Genomic DNA, 20,929 nt, shown 5'->3' with positions numbered 1-20,929 from the left:
GGCGCTCAGAGGGTCGCGACGTAAAGCTGGGCCTGCTCGACCGCGACGAGTGTGGCCGCCAAGCACTCCTCCAATTCCTGCCCAGCCTGGGTCAGCGAGGCCTGGGCGGCGTCCACCGTCTCGTGTCCGCTGCCCTCCAACGCGCCGGCCAGCGTCTGTTGCGCCTCGGCCAGCTGCTCACCGGCAGCGTGCACAGCCTTCTGGCCGTCACCGATCTGTTGGAGCGCAACATCGATGGCTGCCTTGAGCTCGGCGACGCTCGCCACGACGGAACCTCCTGGGGCAAGGGGAGGCCTCCATTAGAGCCTATCGGCACCAGGAGAGAACATCCTCCCTGCCAGTATTCAGCCCTCCTGAGTGGTTGTCACCCAGAAGCGCGGGGAGGCCGGCCACCCCGGATGCGTGGGGATGTGCTCAGCGGCCGGTCAACCAGCGCGGCCCACGTACCTCGGCGCCCCGCCGGAGCACGCGTTCTCGCAGCTCACGGTCGGCGGTGATGACGACCCGGCGGCGCTGCGGGTCGGCGGCGGTGACCAGGTCCACCACCGCGTCGTCGCCGGACTGCTGGGCCGCCACCACCCGTACCCCCGGCGCCGACGGCACCCCGCGCGCCGCACCCTCAACCACCAGCACCACCTCGACCGGCGGCGGTAGCTCCGGTGGCACCCCGGAGTCGGGCAGGCCGGTGAGGCTGTCCCGCAGTCGGGTGGCTGCCCCGACCCGGTCCCGCCACCAGCCGTCCGGCCGGGATCCGACCACATTGGCGGCGTCCACGATCAGCAGCGGTGTCCCGTTCATGCCGCCAGCCTGCCACCCGATCCGCCCGCACCCGGGCAACCCTGGTGGCCAGCCGGCGGAGTTTGTCCCGACGACTGCCGGGTAGCCCCTGGCGACCGTGCCGCGCCGAGCAGCGGAGGAGACAGATATGGGACCCGGCGACTTCGGCTCCGACCCATGGGACGAGTTCCTGGCCCGGTACTTCGGCCGGAGCGAGGGTGGGCGCCGGCCCGCGCACCGGGTCGATATCACCCGGCTGATGACCGCCGATGCCCGGGAGATGCTCGCCGACGCAGCACGTCGGGCGGCTGAGCGGCACAGCACGGATCTGGACACCGACCACCTGCTCTGGGCGGCGCTGCAACGACAGTCCCTGCGTGAGCTGGTCAAACGAGCCGGCGCCGAACCCGACACCCTGCTCAACGCGCTTGGTGGGCGGGGCGAGGGGGCGCCCGGGGGCGAGGTCCCGCCGAATCTGTCCCTCACCCCCGCCGCCAAGCGGGCACTGCTCGATGCCCACCAGCTGTCCCGCGCCATGAGCGCCAACTACATCGGGCCGGAGCACATCCTGATGGCATTGCCGCTGAATCCGGAGTCACCCGCCGGCCGGATGCTCGCCGCCGGCCGGATCCAGCCGGAGTCGTTGCAGGCGGCGAGCGCGGACCGAGGCCCGACCGGTGGGTCGCGGCCGGATCGGGGTACCCCCACTCTCGACCAGTACGGGCAGGATCTCACCGAGCTCGCCCAGAACGATCAGATCGACCCGGTCATCGGCCGGGCCGACGAGATCGAGCAGGCAGTCGAGATCCTGTCCCGGCGGACCAAGAACAACCCGGTGCTGATCGGTGAGGCCGGTGTCGGCAAGACCGCCATCGTGGAGGGGCTCGCGGAGCGGGTCTGCGACGGCGACGTGCCGCAGACCCTGCTCGGTAAGCGGGTCATCCAACTGGACCTGGCCAGCCTGGTCGCCGGTACCCGCTACCGGGGTGACTTCGAGGAGCGGCTGAAGAAGGTCATTGAGGAGATCCGGGCCCATCGCGAAAAGCTGATCGTCTTCCTCGACGAGATTCACACCCTGGTCGGGGCGGGTGGGGCCGGCAGCGAGGGCGGAATGGACGCGTCCAGCATGCTCAAGCCGGCGCTGGCCCGCGGTGAGCTGCGCGTGATCGGCGCAACCACGCTGGACGAATATCGCCGGACCATCGAGAAGGACGCCGCGCTGGCCCGCCGGTTCCAGCCGGTCTTCGTGCCCGAGCCGGGGGTCGACGACACGGTGGCCATCCTGCGTGGCCTACGCGACCGCTACGAGGCGCACCACCAGGTGCGCTTCACGGACGAGGCGCTGGTCGTCGCCGCGGAGCTCTCCGATCGCTACGTCACCGACCGTTACCTGCCGGACAAGGCGATCGACCTGATCGACCAGGCCGGCGCACGGGTCCGTTTGCGCACCCGCACCCCGGACTCGGACGTACGCGAGCTGGAGACCCAGCTTGACGAGGTACGCCGCGACAAGGAGCAGGCCGTCGCCGACGAGCAGTACGAGAAGGCCTCCACGTTACGCGACCAGATCGCCGACCTGGAGGCCCAGATCCGCCGGGCACGCGGCGACGAGGGTAGCGCCAACCACGTGCCGCAGGTGGGGCCGCAGGAGATCGCCGAGGTGGTCTCCCGGGCCACCGGTATCCCCGTTGCGCAGCTCACCGAGGAGGAGCGGGATCGGCTACTGCGGCTGGAGGGGCACCTGCACGAGAAGGTCGTCGGTCAGGACGACGCGGTCAACGCGGTCGCCGAGGCGGTGCGCCGTTCGCGGACCGGGTTGGCGGATCCGGACCGGCCGATGGGTAGCTTCCTCTTCCTCGGCCCCACCGGCGTCGGCAAGACCGAGTTGGCCCGGGCGCTTGCCGAGGCGCTGTTCGGCGAGGCCGACCGGATGGTACGGGTCGACATGAGCGAGTTCCAGGAGCGGCACACGGTCAGCCGGTTGGTCGGCGCGCCGCCCGGCTACGTCGGGTACGAGGAGGCCGGGCAGCTCACCGAGGCGGTGCGACGCCGCCCGTACGCGGTGGTGCTGCTGGACGAGATCGAGAAGGCGCACCCGGACGTGTTCAACATCCTGCTCCAGGTGCTCGACGACGGCCGGCTCACCGACAGCCAGGGCCGGACGGTGAATTTCAAGAACACCGTTTTGATCATGACGAGTAACCTCGGCTCGGAGCTGATCACCGGCACCCAGCGGGCGGTCGGCTTCGGCACCGGGGCGGCGGGTGGGGAGAACGACGAGCTCCGCGATCGCTTGTTGCGCCGACTCCAGGAGAACTTCCGTCCAGAGTTCCTGAACCGCATTGATGAGATCATCATCTTCCGACGCCTGGAGGCGGAGCAGTTGCGGCAGATCACCGAGCTGTTGTTGGCGGAGACCCGCCGTCGGTTGCACGCGCAGGACGTTGATGTCGAGATCACCACCGCCGGCATCGACTGGCTCGCCGAGCACGGCTACCAGCCCGAGTTCGGGGCCCGCCCGCTGCGCCGGGTCATTCAGCGCGAGTTGGACAACCAGTTGTCCCGGATGCTGCTGGAGTCCGCGGTGTCGCCGGGCCAACGGGTGGTCGTGGACGCCCGTGACGGCCAGCTCACCATCGATGTCGCCGAGGACGGCGGCTACACCGCGGCTACCACCACGCATCCCCGTTGAACGCCGGGAGGCGGAGATGACCGTACCCGAGGAGAACCAGGACAACACTGAACGGACCGAGCCGATCGTCGCCGCACCGACCGCGAACCCCGCCCGGGTGCAGGTGCCACCAGAGGGCCCGGGGCAGGTCGGGACCGGCGAGCCGGAGCCGGCGGCGACCGACGGACGGCGTGAGGAGGGCTGATGGTACGCGAGCAGCGGCTCGATCCGCAGGTGGAGGAGCTCTGGGAGAGCTTCCACGAACGGGTCAACGTGCCGTCCGAGAAGCTGCGGCAGTGGCTGCTTACCCGGGGCTCCGGCGAGGAGACGTTCGGCCCGAACCCCGACCTCGGCCTGCCCGAGCCGGGCCGGCACATCCTGCGGGTGCTCACCAAACGCAAGGTGGACCTGACCCGGGACGACATCGAGACGATGCGGGACACAATCGACGAGATCGAGAATCTGCTGGCGGCGAAGCCCTCACGCGGCAACGCCGATGACCGGTGGCGGCATGCCCTGCTGGATCTGGGCCACGACGTCCTGGTGGAACGCTGACCGCTTCCGATCGGGTCGCGGCGGCTTCGGGTTCACCGAATTCCACCCCGACGGATCATCCCGCACCGGGTTCCAGGCTGGTGATCGTCAGGCCCGCCGCCTCGGCGGCGGCCTCCCGGTCGGCGCGGGTCTGCCGTTCCCGGGTGAGCAGGTTGGCGTATTCGGTGACGTCCGCCGGAGCGGGAACCGCCGGTAGGCGGCGCAGGAAGAGCTCCACGTCCCGGGTGGCGGCGGTGTGTGCGGTGGCCGCCTGCCGCAGTGTCTCGCGGTCGTCGGCGGCGGGGTAGAGGTCGGTCATGTCCGTCTGTTACCCGACGGCACGGCGTTCGCACCCCGTGGACCAGATCCGGCGTCACCCCCTGGCCACTCTCCTGGTATCAAGGAGCGATGAGGAGCGACGCCGCCTGCGCCCACCCCGCGCCCACCGACGAGGTCATCGGCCTCTGTCAGGATCTGCTGCGCATCGACACCACCAACACCGGTGACAACGACACCAGCGTCGGGGAGCGCCGAGCGGCCGAGTACGTGGCCGAGCAGCTCGCCGAGGTCGGCATCGACTCGGTGCTCTACGAGTCCGCGCCCCGCCGGGCCAACCTGGTCGCCCGGATCCCCGGAACTGACCGGAATCGACCCGGCCTGCTCGTCCACGGCCACCTGGACGTGGTGCCGGCCGACGCTGACGAGTGGTCGGTGCATCCGTTCTCGGGTGAGCTGCGGGACGGCTACCTCTGGGGTCGCGGTGCGATCGATATGAAGGACTTCGACGCGATGACGCTTGCGGTGGTGCGGCACTGGCAGCGCAGCGGGATCCGGCCGCCCCGCGACGTGGTGCTCGCCTTCACCGCCGACGAGGAGGCTGGCAGTGAGTACGGCGCGCACTTCCTGGTGGAGCAGCACCCCGACCTCTTCGCGGGCTGCACCGAAGGCATCGGCGAGGTCGGGGGCTTCTCGTACACGGTGAACGAGAATCAGCGGCTGTATCTGATCGAGACCGCTCAGAAGGGCATTGACTGGCTGCGGCTGCACGCCCGGGGGCGGCCGGGGCACGGCTCGATGGTGCACGACGACAACGCCGTCACCGCCCTCGCCGCGGCGGTCGCCCGGGTCGGCCAGCACCGCTTCCCGGTCGTCGTTACCGACACCGTACGCGCGTTCCTCCTTGAGGTGTCCGAGGCGCTCGGCATTGAGCTGGACCCGGACGACCCGGAGACGGCCATCGGCAAGCTCGGCCCGATCGCCAATCTCATCGGGGCGACCATCCGCAACACGGCCAATCCCACCCGACTCGCCGCGGGCTACAAGGACAACGTCATCCCCGGACGGGCCAGCGCCACCATCGACTGCCGGAGTTTGCCCGGCCAGTCGGAGCTGTTGGAGCGGCAACTGCGCGGGTTGGTCGGCCCGGACATCGAGATCGAGTACCTCCAGCGCCAGCCCGCGCTGGAGACCACCTTCGATGGCGCCCTGGTCGAGGCGATCTCCGCCGCGCTGCGCGCCGAGGACCCGGGGGCCCGGCCGGTGCCGTACATGCTCTCCGGTGGCACCGACGCGAAGGCCTTCACGCAGTTGGGTATCCGTTGCTTCGGCTTCGCGCCGCTGCGCCTCCCCGCCGATCTGAACTTCTCCGCGCTGTTCCACGGCATCGACGAGCGGGTTCCGGTGGACGGACTACAGTTCGGCGTGCGGGTTCTCGACCGGTTCCTCCGCAACTGCTGAGCCGCTTCCGTACTTCGGCGCGGCGCCTTCCGAACACCGAAGGGACGCCTTTCATGATCGACCAGCATGGTGAGCTGGACTCTGCCCTCGAACGCGTCATCGAGGCGGCCCGCCACCACCTGGCCGCCGTGCGCGCCGCGCAGGGCCGCATCGACGACGATGCCGTCTGGCAGGCGTATGTCGCGTTGAACAACGCCTCGTACGCCTACGACGAGCAGCTGATGGAGGCCTTCGGCGAGGTCACTCCCTGGGATGTGCAGGCGATCGACCCGGAGGAGGCCGACGAGCGCTTCACCAGCCCCGACGGCTCGCCGGCCACCGACAGCCACCCACAGGTCATCTCGGTCCGGCAGCGTCGGGACTACCGGGTGCCGAGCGTCTCGGCGCTGATCCGGGCCGCCACGTCGGCCCGGCGGGCGGACACCCCCGATGAGGACGAGCCGGCGCCCGTCGAGGGGGTCGGTGAGGCGGTCCTGGAGCTGTTGCAGAGCGGGGACGGATCGCTCGCCGCGCTGGATGTGCCGGAGCTGGAACCAATGGATGGCGTCGTCATGGTCAGCGAGGTTGACGCCGCGGTCGATCTCGAGGCCTTCGACGATGACGACCCGGTGGGTCCGTTCCAGCCCGCCGCCGAGGACCGGTTGGTCGGTCGGCTCGACGAGCACCCCTTCCTCGAACTGGACGACGAGGAGTACGACCACGCCCGCTAGCCGTCCCCGTGGCGACCTCGCCTCGCGGGCCGGGCGAGTGCAGCCGACTTCGGGCCGCGGCGGCTAGTAGGAGAGGCCGGGCGGTGGCGGGCTGATCCGGCGACGGCGCAGCACGACCTGTCGGGTCCCATCCCGGAACAGCCGGACCCGGGCCAGCTCCCAGCCGGAGAACTCCGCCTGGATGGCGAGCTGCGCCGCCGCGGTCAGCCGGTCAACGTTCGGGGGCAACCGTAGCGGCGCGTATTCGTAGTCCATGGCCCCATGCTGCCCATTCGCCCAGCCCAGCGCCACCCCGGAGGCGCCCCGCCCGGCCCGGTCACCCCAGGCCAGACGGGGCGCCTCCGGGCCGTGCTCAGCCGTCGCGCTCCGGGTAGCCGACCGGGACGGCGGAGACGTCGTCGAGGGCTGTTCTGATCTCCTCCGGCAGGGTCATCTGCTCGACCTGGAGGGCGCCGAGCAGCTGCCCCACCGTGCGCGCGCCGAGGATCGGAGCGACGACCCCGGGCCGGTCGCGGATCCAAGCCAGCGCGACCTCCAGCGGGGAGACGCCGAGACCGCCGGCGGCGGTGGCGACCGCCTCCACGATGCTGGAGCAGCGCGGTTCCAGGTAGGTCGCGACGAACCGCTCGAAGTGCGGTGAGGCCGCCCGAGAGTCCGCTGGTCGGCCGTTTCGGTACTTGCCGGTCAGGACTCCCCGCCCCAGCGGTGACCAGGGCAACACCCCCAGTCCGAGCGCCGCACAGGCCGGTAGCACCTCCCGCTCGATGCCGCGTTCCAGTAGCGAGTACTCCACCTGGGCGGCGACCACCGGCGAGCGGCCGGGCCAGGCCGCCTGCCAGGCGGCGGCACGGGCGGTTTGCCAGCCAGAGAAGTTGGCGACGCCGACGTACCGGACCCGCCCGCTGGCGACCGCGTGGTCCAGCGCCGCGAGGGTCTCCTCCAGCGGCGTGTCCGGGTCATACCCGTGCACCTGGAACAGGTCGACGTGGTCGGTGCCGAGCCGCCGCAGGGACGCGTCCAGGGTGCGTAGTAGGTGCCCACGGGAGCCGTCGCGGCGCCGGCCGTTGCCCGGGCGTAGCCCCGCCTTGGTCGCGATCAGCAGCTCCTCGCGGGGGACCAGGGTGCCGAGCAGCGAGCCGATGACCGACTCGGCGTCACCGTCACCGTAGACATCGGCGGTGTCGACCAGGTTGCCGCCGGCGTCGAGATAACCTTTCAGCTGGGCCGCCGCATCGTCGGCGTCGGTGTCCCGGCCCCAGGTCATGGTGCCGAGCGCGAGCCGCGAAACCGCCAGCCCGCTTCGGCCGAGCGGTCGCTGTTGCATGGTGGAATCTTATTTCCATCACGGGTCGCACCGATATCCTCGCTGCCGTCCAGTCTGCCGCCTGTTCGTCGCAGCGCTCCTACGGGTACCTCCTGGCCGGCGCTGTTTGCGTGAGCCGGTGATCGAGGGCGGCGATGGTATTGCGTAACCTGATGCGACCTGTGGCGTGAATGGGGGAGGACTAGTGCGACTCGGGCTCAGCCTCGGTTACCAGACGGCGTGGAGTACACCTGCCGACCATCTGGCTCTGGCCCAGGAGGCGGACCGGCTCGGCTACACGGTGGTGTGGGCGGCGGAGGCGTACGGCTCCGACTCGCCGAGCATGCTCGCCTGGATGGCCGGCCAGACCAAGCGGATCGAGCTCGGTAGCGCGGTGATGCAGATTCCCGGTCGCACCCCGGCGATGACCGCGATGACCGCCGCGACCATCGACGCTCTCTCCGGTGGCCGGTTCCGGCTTGGCCTGGGGGTGTCCGGTCCGCAGGTCTCCGAGGGCTGGCACGGCGTGCCGTTCGGCCGCCCGCTCGCCCGGACCCGGGAGTTCGTCGACATCGTTCGGCTGGCGGTGGCCCGCAAGGAGGTCACCTACACCGGCGACTTCTACACCCTGCCGCTGCCCGACGGCCCGGGCAAGGCGCTGCGCCTGGGCTTCCACCCGCCCCGGGAGTACATCCCGACCTACCTGGCCGCCGTCGGTCCGAAGAACCTGGAACTCGCTGGCGAGATCGCCGACGGCTGGCTCGCCGTCTTCTACGCGCCGGAGTTCGCCGCGGAGCAGCTCGCTGCGATCCGCGCCGGACGGGCCCGCGCCGGGAAGGAGCTGTCCGGCTTCGATGTGGTTCCCTCGGTGCCGGTGGTGATCGGTGACGATGTCGCCAACTGCGCCGAACTGGTCCGCTGGTACGCCGCGCTCTACATCGGTGGTATGGGCAGCCGGCAGCAGAACTTCTACAACCAGCTCGCCACCCGGATGGGGTACGGCGAGGCTGCGCGCGAGGTGCAGGAGCTGTACCTGGCCAGGCGGCACCGCGACGCGGCCGCTGCGGTGCCGCTGGAGTTGATCGACCGTACCTCGCTGCTGGGTCCGAAGGAGCGCATCGCCGAGCGGATGCGGGAGTTCGCCGCTGCCGGCGTCACCACGCTGTCGGTGACCCTCTTCGTGGCCGACCGGGACAGCGGCGTGCAGACCCTACGGACCGTCGCCGAGGCGCTGGATCTCGCGGGAGTCGGCGAGTGACTTGGGTCGAGGCCATTGTCCTGGGCATCGTGCAGGGCCTGACCGAATTCCTGCCGATCAGCTCGTCCGGCCATCTGCGGATCACCTCAGCGATCTTCTTCGAGCAGGATGCCGGGGCGTCGTTCACCGCCGTCACCCAGCTCGGCACCGAGGCGGCGGTGCTGCTCTACTTCGCCAAGGACATCTGGCGAATCACCCGTACCTGGGTCGTCGGAATCTGGGATCGGTCTGTGCGCAGCAGCCTCGACTACCGGATGGGCTGGTACGTCATCGTCGGCTCGATTCCCATCGGCGTCTTCGGCCTCCTGTTCAAGGACCAGATCCGGGAGACCGCGCGGAACCTGTGGCTGGTCGCCAGCACCCTGATCCTGTTCGCCTTCGTGCTGGCGTTCGCCGAGTACTGGGGCCGGCAGACGCGGACGCTGCAGAACTTCCGGATGCGCGACGGTGTGGTGATGGGTTTCGCGCAGGCGATGGCGCTGATACCCGGCGTGTCCCGATCGGGGGGGACGCTCACCGCCGGCCTGCTGCTCAACCTGACCCGGGAGACCGCGGCCCGATACTCGTTCCTGCTGGCCATTCCCGCGGTGGTGATGTCGGGCGTGCTCAGCCTCGAGGACGTCTTCGCTCCGGCAGCGCCGGGCACCTCGGTGCCGAGCGGGGCGCAGATGATCGTGGCCACGGTGGTCGCCTTCGCCGTGGGTTACGCGGCCATCGCCTGGCTGCTGCGCTACGTGGCGCGCCACACCCTGTACATCTTTGTGCTGTATCGGGTGGCGCTGGGAACGCTGGTGCTCGCCCTGCTGCTGACCGGCACAATCAGCGCCACCTGACCCGCTCGCGCCGACGCGCCCGGCACGAAAGCCGGCCCGGGCGCATCGGTGGGCCCGAGGTGGAGCAGGCTCTAGGGTGGTGACCGTGGCGACGCTACTGCTCTTACGACACGGCCGGACGACCGCGAACGCGGCCGGCGGGCTGGCCGGTCGGCAGCCGGTCGAGCTGGACGAGACCGGCCGTACCCAGGCCACCGCGGTCGGCGAGCGGCTCCGGCTGCTTTCCTGCCCAACCGTGGTGACCAGCCCGTTGGTCCGTTGTCGGCAGACCCTGGACCGGGCGTTGCCCGAGGCCGTGCCGGTGGTGGAGGAGGGGCTGACCGAGTGCGGGTACGGCAGCTGGGAGGGGCAGCCGCTGAAACAGCTCGCGAAGGACGCGCTCTGGCCGGTCGTGCAGCAGCATCCCAGCGCGGCGGTCTTCCCGGGTGGGGAGGCGATGGCGAGCATGGCGGCCCGGGCGGTGGCCGCGGTGCGCACCTGGGATGCTCGGGTGAGCGCGGAGCACGGGCCGGACGCGGTCTGGCTGGCCTGCACCCACGGCGACGTGATCAAAGCGATCGTGGCGGACGCGCTCGGCCTGCACCTGGACCTCTTCCAGCGGCTCATCGTGGATCCGGCCTCGGTCACGGCGATCCGCTACACCCCGCTGCGTCCGTTCCTGGTGCGGCTCAACGACACCGGCGGCGATCTGACCGCGTTGGTCCCGCCCCCGCCGAAGCGGGGTAGGCGGAAGCGCCGTACCGCGGATTCGGACGCCACGATCGGGGGCGGCGCGGGGGCAGGGGCCTGACCCGTTCCGACGATCGCGTCGGCGCTGGCGAGGGGCAACGCGGCCCGGGCGGTCCCGGCGGGACCGAGGGTCGTCGCGGCGCGGCGGCGCCGCACGGCGATTCCGGTCGGTGGGGTGCGCGCCGTGCGGGTGCGCCGGATAGGGTCGAGGTATGACCCACCAGGTGCACGCCTTCGAGCCGCCGGAGCGGTTCGTCGCCGGAACCGTCGGGCCGCCGGGGGATCGTACGTTCTTTCTCCAGGCCCGCGGCGGTGGCCGGCTGGTCAGCGTCGCGCTGGAGAAGGTCCAGGTCTCACTGCTGGCGGAGAAACTTGAGGAGTTGCTCTCCGAGGCGCAACGGCGGTTTGGGGTGAAGCTGCCGGAGACCGGCCCGGTCGGTGGGGACAACGACCCGCTGGACACCCCCGTCGACGAGGAGTTCCGGGTCGGCACCCTGGGGCTGGCCTTTGACGTGGACACCGAGACGGTCGTGATCGAGGCGATCGCGGTCGGCGAGGCCGAGGTCGAGGTTGGGGCCGCCGAGGCTGCCGCTGAGGTCGAGTTGGACGAGTCGGACGACGAGGAGCCAGACGACGACCTGGACCGGCTGCGGGTGCGGTTGACCCCGGAGGCGACCCGCGAGTTCATCGGACGGGCCCGGCGGGTGGTGAACGCGGGCCGGCCGCCGTGTCCGCTCTGCGGCCAGCCCCTCGACCCGGTCGGCCACCTCTGCCCGCGCCACAACGGCTACCACCGGTGACCTCATCTGAGCTGTACCGGAGCCGGGATTGGCACCAGCCGCGCCAGGACAGTGATCAGGTGCTTCGGCTGCTTCGGGAGGGTGCGCTCGAGCTGGAGGGGCGGCTGGTGGACGCCTCGAACACGACGCTACGCGCGGTCCTGACGTTGGACGGGATGACCGCGCGTTGTGTCTACAAGCCGGTGCGGGGTGAGCGGCCCCTGTGGGACTTTCCGGATGGCAATCTCGCCGGACGCGAGGTCGCCGCGTACCTGGTGTCGGCGGCCACCGGATGGGACCTGGTGCCGCCGACGGTGCTGCGCGACGGGCCGCTCGGCCCCGGCTCCTGTCAGCTGTGGATCGACGAGCCGGTGGAGCCGGAGCCACTGGTCGGGTTTGTTCCGACCGACAAACTGCCGCCCCAGTGGTTGGCGGTGGCCGCGGCCCGGGACGAGGAGGGCATCCCGTACGCCCTGGCACACGCCGACGACCCGCGGCTCGCCCGGCTGGCCGTGCTGGACGCGGTTATCAACAACGCCGACCGCAAGGGTGGACATGTCCTGGTCGGCCCGGACGGCCGACTCTACGGCGTGGATCACGGGGTCAGCTTCCACGTGGAGGAGAAGCTGCGCACGGTCTTGTGGGGTTGGGCGGGCCGCGAGCTGCCGGCGGACTCGGCGGAGGTGCTTGCGGCACTCGCCGGCGCGGTCGCCGGGGAGCTGGGCGGTGCTCTCGCCGAGCACCTCACTGTCAGCGAAGTCGTCGAGTTGGCTTCCCGGATCGGGCGGCTGCGGGCCGCCGGACGATTCCCGTTGCCGTCGCGGCAGTGGCCGGCGATGCCGTGGCCACCCATGTGAGCGGCTGTCACCTTAGTCACCTCTCGTGTTCCCCGGAGCCCGCTGGCGGCTGGTTAGGCTGGCGGTCATGGACTCTTGGGCGGGACACGAGGTGCCGCGGCTGCCGGGCCAGGGCGGGCCGTTGATGTTGTTTGACTCGGCCCGGCGGGGCATGGCCGCCAGCGCGCCGACCGGCACCGGCACCATGTACGTCTGCGGCATCACCCCGTATGACGCCACCCACCTCGGGCACGCCGCCACCATGATCACCTTCGACCTGATTCAGCGGGTGTGGCGGGACGCGGGGCGGGACGTGACGTATGTGCAGAACGTGACTGATATCGATGATCCGCTGCTGGAGCGGGCCGCCCGGGACGGCGAGGACTGGAAGGTCCTGGCGATGCGGGAGACCGCGCTGTTCCGGGAGGACATGGCGGCGCTGCGGATCATCCCGCCGGAGCACTACGTCGGTGCGGTGGAGTCGATCCCGGACATCGCCGAGCGGGTTCTGACCCTGGTGAAGGAGGGCGCCGGCTACCGGCTCGAGGACGGCACCGGCGATGTCTACTTCGACATCGCGGCCGCGCCTCGGTTCGGGTACGAGTCCCACCTGAGCCGGGAGCAGATGCTGGAGATCTTCCCCGAGCGCGGTGGTGACCCGGACCGAGCGGGAAAGCGCGACCCGCTCGATCCGCTGTTGTGGCGTGGTGCCCGCGCCGACGAGCCATCGTGGCCCGGCGGGGAGCTGGGCCCCGGCCGCCCTGGCTGGCATATCGAGTGCGCCGTGATCGCGCTGGATCTGCTCGGTACGCAGATCGATGTGCAGGGCGGCGGCAATGATCTGATCTTCCCGCACCATGAGTGCTCGGCCGCCCACGCCGAGCTGCTGACCGGGCAGGCCCCGTTCGCCGGGCACTACGTGCACGCCGGCATGATCGGGCTGGACGGGGAGAAGATGTCCAAGTCCCGCGGCAACCTGGTCTTCGTCTCCCGGTTGCGAGCCGACCAGGTGGATCCGATGGCGGTCCGGCTGGCCCTGATGAGCGGGCACTACCGTAGCGACCGCTCCTGGAGCGACGAGCTGTTGGCGACCGCGCAGGAGCGGCTGGGCCGATGGCGGCGGGCTGCCGCGTTGCCCGGCGGGCCGTCCGCGGAGGCGTTTCTGGCCACGCTTCGGGCGCGCCTCGCCGACGACCTCGACACCCCGGGGGCGCTCGCGCTGGCGGACTCCTGGGCGGAGGCGGCGCTCGTCGGTGCCGGCGACGATCCAGCGGCACCCGCGCTCTTCACCCGGGCCCTGGACGCCCTGCTCGGCGTCCGTCTGTGACCTACCGGGCAGTCCGACGGCCGGCAGGCGGCCCACTCGGCGCGGGTGGCCTCGGGCGCCGTCGCCCTCCGCTCGGGGGCGCTTGGTTGGGCTGCCGTGTCGGCAGCCCGCCACGGAGCTGGGCTGTGCGGGCCATCAGCCCAGGACGAGCCCCGGGCCCGGATCCGGGCCGGTCGCCGGGGCCGGGATCCGGTACGCCTCGGTCAGGGTGGTGACCGGGCCGGGCCAGGTGGCCTGGGCGACCTCGATCGGTTTACGGCGTTCGTCGTAGGCGACGTGCAGCAGGTGTAGCACCGGGGTGTCGGGGCGGATCTGGAGGGTCTCCGCCTCGTCTCGACTGGGCTGCCGGGCACTGATCGTGTCGGTCGCGGTGACGTACCGCCGGCCGGTGGCTTCCTCGGCCTCCTGGTAGAGGGGGCGGCCGAACGCCTCGGCCCGCTCCAGTGCGGTGCCGGCGGTGTCGGTCGGTAGGAACCAGGCGGCTCCGACCTCCACCGGGGAGTCCTCGGCGCGGACCAGGTGCCGACGACAGAGCAGCTCGGTGCCGTCGGACACGCCGAACGCGTCGGCGACCTCGGGCGGTGCGGGGGCGGGCCCGACGGAGACGAGCTGTTGCCGGTACCGGGCGGCGAGGTCGGTGTGGTAGCCACGGAAGCCGCCGTACCGGCCCCGGGAGAGCCGGTTGAGGCGGCGTCGGGTGCCGCGGACGTACGTACCGGAGCCAGGCTTCGTGATCAGGACGCCCTCGACCCGGAGTTGGTCCACGGCGCGTTGCACGGTCTGTTTGGCGACGCCGAACATTTCGGCGACGGCCGGGATGGAGGGTAGCCGCTCCCCGGGACCCCAGTCACCGCGGCGCACCTGTGCCTTGATCTGCGCGGCGATCTGTCGGTGCGGGAACTCGGCCGCGCCCGGGTTGATCTGCATGCCCGCCTCCTCATCATCAACTAGGTTCCTAGGATGCCGTAGCGAGTGGGTTCCCGTCCACAACCGACTCGGGACACAAGAACAGTGGCCCGCCACCGGGTGCGGGTGGCGGGCCACGAGGCTCGGTGCGCTCCGGCTACCAGGAGCCGGCGGTAGGACCGGCGGAGCCGCCGCGCCGGCGCAGGTACTTCTCAAACTCCTGGGCGATCTCGTCCCCGGTCAGCGGGGTGATGCCGGCGTCGCCGACCCGTTCCTCCAACTCGCGGACGTACTCACCGAGCTCGGCGTCCTGCTCGGCGGCGCCCCGGACCCGCTGTTCCCACTCGGCGGCCTCCTCGGCGAGGTCCGCCATCGGCACCGGCAGATCCAGCACCTCCTCGACCCGGTGCAGCAGGGCCAGGGTCGCCTTGGGACAGGGTGGGTTGTTGGCGTAGTGCGGCACATGCACCCAGAACGACACCGCGTTCACCTCGGCCCGTGAGCAGGCGTCGTGCAGGACCCCGACAATGCCGGTGGGCCCGTCGTAACGGGTGGGGGTGAGCTGGAAACGCTGTGCCGCGCCCTTGTCGGAGGCGCTTCCGCTGATCGGTAGCGGTCGGGTGTACGGCACGTCAGCCAAGAGCGCGCCGAGCAGCACCACCCGTTCGACCTCCAGGCTGTGGCAGATTTCCAGCACCTGCTCGCAGAAGGTGCGCCAGCGCATGCTCGGCTCGATGCCGCGGATCAGCACGACATCCCGCTCCGTACCGGCCGGGCTGGCGGTCATGAACCGGGTGGTGGGCCACTCCACCCGTCGGGTCTCGCCCGCCGACATCGCGATCGTGGGGCGGCTGACCTGGAAGTCGTAGAAGTCTTCCGGATCCAGCTCGGTGACCGGCCGGGCCTGCCACACCTGTTCCAGGTGTTCGACGGCGGCCGTCGAGGCATCGGCGGCGTCGTTCCAGCCTTCGAAGGCGGCGATGGCCACGGGGGATCGCAGGACCGGCAGTCCGTCGAACTCGGTCACGCGGTCACCTCGTCCCGCCCGTCGGGGCGGTGCCGGGCAGGTGCCCGATCGGCCGGCCACCATGCGTCGTGGCGTCGCTGTAGTCCCTCACGTCCGTCAGCCTACGTGCCAGGGGTGGGAACCGGACCGTCGGCCGCGCCGATCTATCAATCGACGAAACAATCACCCGGGCGACAAAGGGGCAGCGTGTGCTGGTTACCCCAGGTGGGACCCGGCAGCCGGGGCTAGACCACATTCCGTGTGGTCGCAGTAACCTGAAGCTGTGGTGATCTCTGTGCTCGACGCGCTGACCGACCGGGTCCTCGTCGCCGACGGGGCGATGGGGACCATGTTGCATGCGGCAGATCTGACACTCGATGACTTCGATGGGCTGGAAGGCTGCAACGAGATCCTCAACGTGACCCGGCCGGACGCGGTCCGTGGCGTGCACGAGGCGTACCTGGCCGTGGGCGCAGACTGCGTGGAAACTAACACGTTCGGCGCGAACCTCGCGAACCTGGCCGAGTACGGCATTGAGGGGCGCATCCGTGAGCTTTCCGAGGCTGGCGCCCGGCTGGCCCGCACCGCCGTCGACGCGTACGCGACACCGGAGCAGCCGCGCTTCGTCCTGGGCTCGATCGGGCCGGGCACGAAGCTGCCCACCCTTGGGCACGCCACGTACGCCGCGCTGCGGGACGCGTACCAGGAGAACGCCGTCGGCCTGATCGCCGGCGGATCGGATGCGTTGATCATCGAGACCTGTCAGGACCTGCTTCAGGTGAAGGCGGCGGTGATCGGCTCGAGGCGGGCGATGGCCGAGCTGGGCCGGTCGGTCCCGATCATCTGCCACGTGGCGGTGGAGACCACCGGCACGATGCTGCTGGGTAGCGAGATCGGCGCCGCACTCACCGCGATCGAGCCACTCGGCATCGACCTGATCGGGCTGAACTGCTCCACCGGCCCGGCGGAGATGGGTGAGCACCTGCGCTACCTGTCGCAGCATTCCCAGATCCCGGTGTCGGTGATGCCGAACGCCGGCCTGCCGGTCCTCACCTCCGACGGTGCGTACTTCCCACTGGCGCCGGACGAACTGGGCGATGCCCTGGCGCAGTTCGTCACCGACTACGGTGTGGCGCTGGTCGGCGGCTGCTGCGGGACCACGCCGGAGCACATCCGGGTGCTGGCCGAACGGATGCGTGGCCGACCGCCGGTGGTGCGCGAGCCACGGCCCGAGCCCGGCGCCTCGTCGATCTATCACCATGTCCCCTTCGCGCAGGACGCGAGCGTGCTGATGGTGGGGGAGCGGACCAACGCAAACGGATCCAGGGCGTTCCGTGAGGCCATGCTCGCCGAGGACTGGCAGGCCTGCGTGGAGATCGCCCGTGGCCAGGCGCGGGACGGCTCGCACCTGCTGGACCTCTGCGTGGACTACGTGGGCCGCGACGGCACCCAGGACATGCGCGAGTTGGCCAGCCGGTTCGCCACCGCCTCCACGCTGCCGATCATGCTGGACTCAACCGAGCCGGGCGTGATCGAGGCGGGGCTGGAGACGCTCGGTGGGCGATGCGTGGTCAACTCGGTCAACTTCGAGGACGGCGACGGCCCCGACTCCCGATATGCCCGCCTGATGCCCGTGGTCAAGGAACACGGCGCGGCGGTGGTGGCGCTCCTCATCGACGAGGAGGGGCAGGCGCGTACCAAGGACTGGAAGGTACGCGTGGCCGCCCGGCTGATCGACGATCTGACCGGCCGATGGGGGATGGCCCGGTCGGACATCCTGATTGACGCCCTGACCTTCCCGATCGCCACCGGGCAGGAGGAGACCCGACGGGACGGGATCGAGACCATCGAGGCGATCCGAGAGATCGCCGGCCGCTACCCGGGGGTCAACTTCACCCTGGGTATCTCCAACGTCTCGTTCGGGCTCAATCCGGCGGCCCGGCAGGTGCTCAACTCGGTGTTTCTGCACGAGTGCGTCCAAGCCGGGCTGACCTCGGCGATCGTGCACGCCAGCAAGATCCTGCCGATGTCGAAGATCCCCGATGAGCAGCGGGAGATCGCACTCGATCTGGTCTACGACCGACGACGCGAAGGGTACGACCCGGTCCAGCGCTTCATCGAAGCCTTCGAGGGGGTGGACGCCGCCTCGGCGCGGGCCAGCCGAGCGGAGGAGCTGGCCGCGCTGCCGCTGGAGGAGCGGCTCAAGCGGCGGATCATCGACGGCGAGCGCAACGGCCTTGAGGCCGATCTGGACGCGACCCTCGCCACCGGGTTGGCGGCGATGGTCGTTATCAACGAGATTCTGCTGGACGGGATGAAGGTGGTCGGCGAGTTGTTCGGGGCCGGCCAGATGCAGTTGCCGTTCGTACTCCAGTCCGCCGAGGTGATGAAGTCCGCGGTGGCGTACCTGGAGCCGCACCTGGAGAAGACCGATGACGGCGGCAAGGGACGGATCGTGCTCGCCACCGTGAAGGGCGACGTCCACGACATCGGCAAGAACCTCGTCGACATCATCCTGTCGAACAACGGCTATGAGGTGGTGAACATCGGGATCAAGCAGCCGATCAACGCCATCCTCGACGCCGCCGAGCAAAACCGCGCGGACGCGATCGGCATGTCGGGGCTGTTGGTGAAGAGCACCGTCATCATGAAGGAGAACCTGGCCGAGATGGCCACGCGGGGCGTTGCGGAGCGCTGGCCGGTCCTGCTCGGGGGTGCGGCGCTGACCCGCGCGTATGTCGAGGACGACCTGCGATCGATGTTCCCCGGCCAGGTGCACTACGCCCGGGATGCCTTCGAAGGGCTCTCCCTGATGGATCGGGTGATGGCCGCCAAGCGCGGCGGCGCACAGGTGGTGGACCCGGAGCGGGAGGCGGCGTTGGCCGCACGGCGGGACCGGCGGGCGCGGCAGCGGGCGATCGTCAGCGAGTCGTTGCCGGAGTTGAACGATGCCTCGGTCCGCTCCGACGTGGCCACCGACGTGGAGGTGCCCACCCCACCGTTCTTCGGCACCCGGGTGGTCAAGGGGCTGCCCCTCGCCGACTACGCGGCCCTGCTCGACGAACGGGCGACGTTCCTCGGGCAGTGGGGACTGCGCGGTACCCGCGGCGGTAGCGGACCCACCTACGAGGAACTGGTGGAGACCGAGGGTCGGCCGCGGCTACGCTACTGGCTGGACCGGCTCATCGCCGACCAGGTACTTGAGGCAGCTGTGGTGTACGGCTACTTCCCGGCCTACTCCGACGGCAACGACCTGGTCGTGCTCGACGAGAACGGGCACGCTGAGCGGGCCCGGTTCACCTTCCCCCGGCAGCGCCAGGAGCGGCGGCTCTGCTTGGCCGACTTCTTCCGTCCTCGTGGCGGCGAGTTTGACGTGGTGGCGCTGCAACTGGTCACGGTTGGCCAACCGATCAGCGAATATACGGCGAAGTTGTTCGCCCGTAACGAGTACCGCGACTATCTGGAGGTTCACGGGCTGTCGGTGCAGCTCACCGAGGCCCTTGCCGAGTACTGGCACCAGCGGGTCCGCGCCGAGCTGAGCCTGCCCGACGACCGTACGGTGGCCACCACCGACCCGGCTGACCTGGCCGGGTTGCTGCGTAACGACTACCGGGGCTGCCGGTATGCCTTCGGCTACCCGGCCTGTCCGGACCTGGAGGACCGGGCGAAGCTCGTGGACCTGCTGGGTGCGGAACGGATCGGCGTGCAGCTGTCGGAGGAGTTCCAGCTCGTTCCGGAACAGGCCACCGACGCGATTGTCGTGCACCACCCGGAGGCGGGTTACTTCAACGCCAAGTGACACCAGGTCCGCACGACCAGGTCCCGGTGGGGTGATCCACCTGTTGGTAGCGGGGGAGGGCGGGTGAGACCCACGCCAGCTGCCCGCCGTTCCGCATCGCCTTCGCCCAGGGTCGCGACAACCGATCTGGAGCTGCCGCTGCGGTGACAGCCGGATGGTGAGACAGTGCCGGTGTTGCCGGTCGGGTGAAGCTGTTGCGATTGCCGGAGCGGGGATGTGTAGCGGGCGTAGGGTGGTGCCCGACGAGCCTTTGCCGCCGGGAACGCTGTTTGCCAAACCGTAGCCCCTGGTCGCTGGCAAGCCCTGGGAGGGTAAATGCCGGACATGGAACAAGATTTTGACATGATTTCTTCGGATTCACTTCTGTTGAACCCGATGTTCGCGCGTCCAGGCCAGTCGACGGAGCTTACCCGGTTTTCGATTCCGGACGCCGCCACGCTGCCCGAGACCGCATACCAGATCGTGCACGACGAGGTGGCCCTCGACGGGAACGCCCGACTGAATCTGGCGACATTTGTTGGCACCTGGATGGACGATCATGCCGAGAAACTGTTCGCGGAAACCTTCGACAGGAATCTTATCGACAAGGATGAGTATCAGGCGACCAGCGCAATAGAGAAGCGATGTGTGGTCATGCTGGCAGATCTCTGGCACGCACGGGAGCCGCGGAACACTATCGGCACGTCCACGACCGGTTCCTCGGAAGCCTGCATGCTGGGGGGGTTGGCGCTCAAGCGTCGTTGGCGGGATGCGCGCCGCCGTGCCGGCAAGCCGACCAGTCATCCCAATCTGGTGATGTCGAGCGCGGTGCAGGTGTGTTGGAAGAAGTTTTGCAACTACTGGGATGTGGAGCCCCGTTTGGTTCCAATCTCCCAAGAGCACAAGACCCTGGACGGTCATGAACTCGCCTCATACGTGGACGAGAACACGATCGGGGTCGTCGCGATCCTTGGTGTGACATATACCGGAATCTACGAGCCGGTCCAGCGCATCGCGGCTGCGCTGGACGAAATTCAGGACTCGACCGGACTTGATATAGACATTCATGTAGACGGAGCTACCGGTGCGTTCGTGGCGCCCTTTGTTCAGCCAGACATGGTCTGGGACTTCCGGCTCCGGAGAGTAGCGTCGATCAACGTCTCCGGTCACAAATATGGACTGGTATACCCCGGGCTGGGATGGGTGGTCTGGCGAGACAAGGCAGCGCTGCCCGAGGACATGATCTTCTGGGTAAACTACCTGGGTGGCGAAACGCCGACGCTCGGGCTGAATTTCACCAGACCAGGAGCCCAGGTGCTCTTGCAGTACTATCTCTTCCTGCGTCTGGGTCGAGAGGGCTTTCGGCGGGTGCAGCTCGCCATGCATGATGTTACGCGGTACCTGTCCCAGGAGGTCGCGAAGATACCAAATCTCGAGCTGTGGAGCGATGGTAGCGATATTCCGGTGCTGGCCTGGTGCCTGCGGAGTGGGTACACCAAAAATTGGAACCTGTATCACCTGTCCGATCGCATGCGAATGAGGGGATGGCAGATCCCCACCTACGCGATGCCCGAAGGTCTTACGGACCTTATGGTGCAGCGAATCGTGATTCGCAACGGGCTCAGCCGTGACCTCGCCGAGGTGTTTATCACTGAACTGCGAGGCGAGATAGCGCACCTTGACTCCCTCGACTCTCCCATACCTGCGGTCGGTCAGCGACCTGGGTTCCATCATTAATACTTTGT

Annotated in this window: 20 protein-coding genes; 13 read left to right on the top strand and 7 right to left on the bottom strand. The window is 69.6% G+C overall.

The genetic code is table 11. The features are described 5' to 3' along the window. Window positions 1-5: 5 nt before the first annotated feature. Window positions 6-266, bottom strand: coding sequence for a hypothetical protein (locus SALPAC3_RS0103565; protein ID WP_018215298.1), 261 nt, complete (start codon window positions 264-266; stop codon window positions 6-8). 148 nt (window positions 267-414) lie between these two features. Beyond that, the gene (locus SALPAC3_RS0103560) at window positions 415-798 is read right to left on the bottom strand and encodes a hypothetical protein (RefSeq protein ID WP_018219897.1); all 384 of its coding nucleotides are present in this window, start codon (window positions 796-798) and stop codon (window positions 415-417) included. A 127-nt stretch (window positions 799-925) separates the two neighbouring features. Between SALPAC3_RS0103560 and SALPAC3_RS0103555 the strand changes: the two genes are divergently transcribed. The 3 genes from SALPAC3_RS0103555 to SALPAC3_RS0103545 are packed head-to-tail and all read left to right on the top strand — an operon-like array spanning window position 926 to window position 4,003. Continuing rightward, the gene (locus SALPAC3_RS0103555) at window positions 926-3,469 is read left to right on the top strand and encodes an ATP-dependent Clp protease ATP-binding subunit (protein ID WP_018219896.1); all 2,544 of its coding nucleotides are present in this window, start codon (window positions 926-928) and stop codon (window positions 3,467-3,469) included. Window positions 3,470-3,485: 16 nt separating this feature from the next. After that, window positions 3,486-3,653, top strand: a complete 168-nt coding sequence (locus SALPAC3_RS28235) for a hypothetical protein (protein WP_018219895.1) — start codon at window positions 3,486-3,488, stop codon at window positions 3,651-3,653. Further along, window positions 3,653-4,003: a DUF3140 domain-containing protein gene (locus SALPAC3_RS0103545; protein ID WP_018219894.1), complete on the top strand. Its 351-nt coding sequence runs from the start codon at window positions 3,653-3,655 to the stop codon at window positions 4,001-4,003. The genes SALPAC3_RS28235 and SALPAC3_RS0103545 overlap by 1 nt, the downstream gene beginning before the upstream one ends. Window positions 4,004-4,058: 55 nt before the next feature. Here the strand turns inward: SALPAC3_RS0103545 and SALPAC3_RS0103540 are convergent, their stop codons facing one another. Next, the gene (locus SALPAC3_RS0103540) at window positions 4,059-4,301 is read right to left on the bottom strand and encodes a hypothetical protein (RefSeq protein WP_018219893.1); all 243 of its coding nucleotides are present in this window, start codon (window positions 4,299-4,301) and stop codon (window positions 4,059-4,061) included. A gap of 89 nt (window positions 4,302-4,390) precedes the next feature. On the opposite strand from SALPAC3_RS0103540, the gene SALPAC3_RS0103535 reads away from it, so the two are divergent. Both SALPAC3_RS0103535 and SALPAC3_RS0103530 read left to right on the top strand, forming a co-directional pair. Further along, on the top strand, window positions 4,391-5,719 hold the full coding sequence (locus SALPAC3_RS0103535) for a M20/M25/M40 family metallo-hydrolase (protein ID WP_018219892.1): 1,329 nt from the start codon (window positions 4,391-4,393) through the stop codon (window positions 5,717-5,719). A 53-nt stretch (window positions 5,720-5,772) separates the two neighbouring features. After that, a complete protein-coding gene (locus tag SALPAC3_RS0103530) occupies window positions 5,773-6,429 on the top strand; it encodes a hypothetical protein (protein WP_018219891.1) in 657 nt (218 codons plus the stop codon). 63 nt (window positions 6,430-6,492) lie between these two features. Here SALPAC3_RS0103530 and SALPAC3_RS0103525 read toward each other — a convergent pair whose 3' ends face one another. Beyond that, on the bottom strand, window positions 6,493-6,684 hold the full coding sequence (locus SALPAC3_RS0103525; protein ID WP_018215309.1) for a DUF5703 family protein: 192 nt from the start codon (window positions 6,682-6,684) through the stop codon (window positions 6,493-6,495). Window positions 6,685-6,781: 97 nt separating this feature from the next. Continuing rightward, on the bottom strand, window positions 6,782-7,753 hold the full coding sequence (locus tag SALPAC3_RS0103520) for an aldo/keto reductase (RefSeq protein WP_018219890.1): 972 nt from the start codon (window positions 7,751-7,753) through the stop codon (window positions 6,782-6,784). A 184-nt stretch (window positions 7,754-7,937) separates the two neighbouring features. Between SALPAC3_RS0103520 and SALPAC3_RS0103515 the strand changes: the two genes are divergently transcribed. The 6 genes from SALPAC3_RS0103515 (at window position 7,938) to mshC (ending at window position 13,494) form a co-directional block, all read left to right on the top strand. Further along, on the top strand, window positions 7,938-8,990 hold the full coding sequence (locus tag SALPAC3_RS0103515; protein ID WP_018219889.1) for an LLM class F420-dependent oxidoreductase: 1,053 nt from the start codon (window positions 7,938-7,940) through the stop codon (window positions 8,988-8,990). Then, window positions 8,987-9,823, top strand: coding sequence for an undecaprenyl-diphosphate phosphatase (locus SALPAC3_RS0103510; protein WP_018219888.1), 837 nt, complete (start codon window positions 8,987-8,989; stop codon window positions 9,821-9,823). Before SALPAC3_RS0103515 ends, SALPAC3_RS0103510 begins: the two co-directional genes overlap by 4 nt. Window positions 9,824-9,899: 76 nt before the next feature. Continuing rightward, on the top strand, window positions 9,900-10,613 hold the full coding sequence (locus SALPAC3_RS0103505; RefSeq protein WP_018219887.1) for an MSMEG_4193 family putative phosphomutase: 714 nt from the start codon (window positions 9,900-9,902) through the stop codon (window positions 10,611-10,613). Window positions 10,614-10,764: 151 nt separating this feature from the next. Further along, window positions 10,765-11,352 (top strand): DUF3090 domain-containing protein, encoded by a 588-nt coding sequence (locus tag SALPAC3_RS0103500; RefSeq protein ID WP_018219886.1) that lies wholly within the window; start codon window positions 10,765-10,767, stop codon window positions 11,350-11,352. Next, window positions 11,349-12,188, top strand: a complete 840-nt coding sequence (locus tag SALPAC3_RS0103495; RefSeq protein ID WP_026185200.1) for an SCO1664 family protein — start codon at window positions 11,349-11,351, stop codon at window positions 12,186-12,188. Before SALPAC3_RS0103500 ends, SALPAC3_RS0103495 begins: the two co-directional genes overlap by 4 nt. A 67-nt stretch (window positions 12,189-12,255) precedes the next feature. After that, a complete protein-coding gene (mshC, locus tag SALPAC3_RS0103490) occupies window positions 12,256-13,494 on the top strand; it encodes a cysteine--1-D-myo-inosityl 2-amino-2-deoxy-alpha-D-glucopyranoside ligase (protein WP_026185199.1) in 1,239 nt (412 codons plus the stop codon). Window positions 13,495-13,629: 135 nt separating this feature from the next. Here mshC and SALPAC3_RS0103485 read toward each other — a convergent pair whose 3' ends face one another. Together SALPAC3_RS0103485 and SALPAC3_RS0103480 are read right to left on the bottom strand one after the other, a co-directional pair. Beyond that, window positions 13,630-14,421 (bottom strand): GntR family transcriptional regulator, encoded by a 792-nt coding sequence (locus tag SALPAC3_RS0103485; protein ID WP_018219883.1) that lies wholly within the window; start codon window positions 14,419-14,421, stop codon window positions 13,630-13,632. Between the two features lie 136 nt (window positions 14,422-14,557). After that, on the bottom strand, window positions 14,558-15,427 hold the full coding sequence (locus tag SALPAC3_RS0103480) for a PAC2 family protein (RefSeq protein ID WP_018219882.1): 870 nt from the start codon (window positions 15,425-15,427) through the stop codon (window positions 14,558-14,560). A 262-nt stretch (window positions 15,428-15,689) separates the two neighbouring features. On the opposite strand from SALPAC3_RS0103480, the gene metH reads away from it, so the two are divergent. Both metH and SALPAC3_RS0103470 read left to right on the top strand, forming a co-directional pair. After that, entirely contained in the window at window positions 15,690-19,205 is a 3,516-nt protein-coding gene (metH, locus tag SALPAC3_RS0103475; RefSeq protein ID WP_018219881.1) for a methionine synthase, read from the top strand. Between the two features lie 375 nt (window positions 19,206-19,580). Beyond that, complete coding sequence (locus SALPAC3_RS0103470; protein ID WP_085981341.1) at window positions 19,581-20,921, top strand: glutamate decarboxylase; 1,341 nt, start codon at window positions 19,581-19,583, stop codon at window positions 20,919-20,921. Window positions 20,922-20,929: the final 8 nt, after the last annotated feature.

The sequence above is a fragment of the Salinispora pacifica DSM 45544 genome (assembly GCF_000378845.1).
Lineage (GTDB): Bacteria > Actinomycetota > Actinomycetes > Mycobacteriales > Micromonosporaceae > Micromonospora > Micromonospora pacifica.
This window is presented reverse-complemented; position numbering and strand designations above follow the sequence as displayed.